The 1,057-nt window shown below is 71.1% G+C and carries 2 protein-coding genes and 1 pseudogene; 2 read left to right on the top strand and 1 reads right to left on the bottom strand.

The features are described 5' to 3' along the window. On the top strand, positions 1-279 hold a 279-nt coding region (locus ABZY11_RS44695), incomplete at its 5' end, for a LuxR C-terminal-related transcriptional regulator (RefSeq protein WP_356484647.1). A 20-nt stretch (positions 280-299) separates the two neighbouring features. Here ABZY11_RS44695 and ABZY11_RS44690 read toward each other — a convergent pair. Next, on the bottom strand, positions 300-614 hold the full coding sequence (locus ABZY11_RS44690) for a DUF5955 family protein (protein WP_329923722.1): 315 nt from the start codon (positions 612-614) through the stop codon (positions 300-302). 323 nt (positions 615-937) lie between these two features. Between ABZY11_RS44690 and ABZY11_RS44685 the strand changes: the two are divergent. Continuing rightward, positions 938-1,057, top strand: a pseudogene (locus tag ABZY11_RS44685) (class I SAM-dependent methyltransferase); the annotation flags it as partial.

The following is a 1,057-nucleotide window of genomic DNA, read 5'->3' as shown; positions in this document are numbered from 1 at the left end:
TACGGCGAGGTCCTGCTGCGACTCGGGGGCCAGCCGGTGAAGCTCGCCGCGAAGAGTCCGGTGCCGGTCGAACGCGGCAAGGAGGCCCTGACCAAGCGCGAGCTGGAGGTGCTGCAACTGGTCGGCGAGGGGCTGTCGAACCTGCAGATCAGCAAGCGGCTCTTCCTCAGCCAGGCGACGGTGAAGTCCCACCTGGTGCACATCTACGCCAAGCTGGGCGTGGACTCCCGCACCTCGGCGGTCGCGGCGGCGACGGCCCGCAGGCTCATCCGCCGCTGACCGCGTCCTCGTGCTGCCGGTCAGCCGCGCGGCGGCTCACCGAAGAGATCGACGGCGACCCGTACGTCCCTGAGCGCGGAGGCCAGGGCGCTCACCGAGCCGATCGCCCCCGCGATCAGCAGCAGCGAACGGCGCAGCCGCGGAATCTCGGGTGCCCCGCCCGCCGCCATCGCGTCCAGCGCGGCCAGTTCGTCCTCGGCGATCCCCCGGTCCGGGAATTCCGCCGGATGCCCCGCCAGCTCACGCCGGAGCCGGGAGACGGCCGTACGCAGCTCCGTCACCCTCGGATCCTCACCGCTGCCGGTCACCTGCGTCTGCCCCACGCTGCGCAACAAAGCACTCCCCCTCGCACGTCCTTGTGCCAGTGTTCCGACCGGTCCCCACATCGTGGTCAAGTGTCCGGGCGTGCGCGCAAGTTAACGCCATGAAAGGTGTCGAGCGCCACTCCGCGGACGGAATTCGGGGTCTCCCGTAAGGGTGATGTGCATGTCGCCAGGTGGACGCCGGCCCCTCTCACACCCTCTTTCGCTTGCTTAAGCGAAGGGTGCGCTTCCGGGGCGTGTTGAGGTATCCAGGCCGCATGACTCCGACAACACCAACCCCCGAGGTCGCCGGACTGCTGCTCGCCGCGGGCGGCGGACGGCGGCTCGGCGGACGGCCCAAGGCGCTGCTCGAACACCGCGATGTGCCGGGCGAACCCGTCCACGCGTTCCTGCGGGACTTCGACCGGGCGTGGGCCGCGGCGGCCCCGTACGCCTCGCTCGGCGCCCGGCAGCGC

This window comes from Streptomyces sp. NPDC006510 (genome assembly GCF_040611955.1).
Classification (GTDB): Bacteria; Actinomycetota; Actinomycetes; order Streptomycetales; family Streptomycetaceae; genus Streptomyces.
The sequence above is the reverse complement of the archived record's forward strand: the minus strand, read 5'-3'. Positions and strand labels throughout refer to the sequence as shown.